The 246-nt window shown below is 66.7% G+C and carries 1 protein-coding gene; it reads right to left on the bottom strand.

Annotation, left to right across the window (positions count from 1 at the left end; translation table 11 throughout):
• Nucleotides 1-246, bottom strand: a 246-nt coding sequence (locus tag IO39_RS43695) for a histidine kinase dimerization/phospho-acceptor domain-containing protein (RefSeq protein ID WP_043637956.1), incomplete at both ends; no start/stop codon positions are given.

Here is a 246-nt window from a genome sequence, read left to right as displayed (position 1 = left end):
GCGGGTGTGGTTCTGGGCCAGGAGCTGGGCCAGGATGAGCAGCGAGTTGAGCGGGGTGCGCAGCTCGTGGCTCATGTTGGCGAGGAACTCGCTCTTGTACTTGCTGGCCAGGGAGAGCTGGTGGGCGCGGTCCTCCAGCTCCTGGCGGGCCTGCTCGATCTCCAGGTTCTTGGTCTCGATGTCCTGGTTCTGGCGGGCCAGCAGCGTGGCCTTCTCCTCCAGCTCGGCGTTGGAGCGCTGCAGCTC

It is taken from the genome of Nonomuraea candida (assembly GCF_000725485.1).
GTDB classification, from domain to species: Bacteria; Actinomycetota; Actinomycetes; order Streptosporangiales; family Streptosporangiaceae; genus Nonomuraea; species Nonomuraea candida.
Note: the sequence above shows the minus strand (reverse complement) of the source record. Positions and strands in the feature narration are given on the sequence as shown.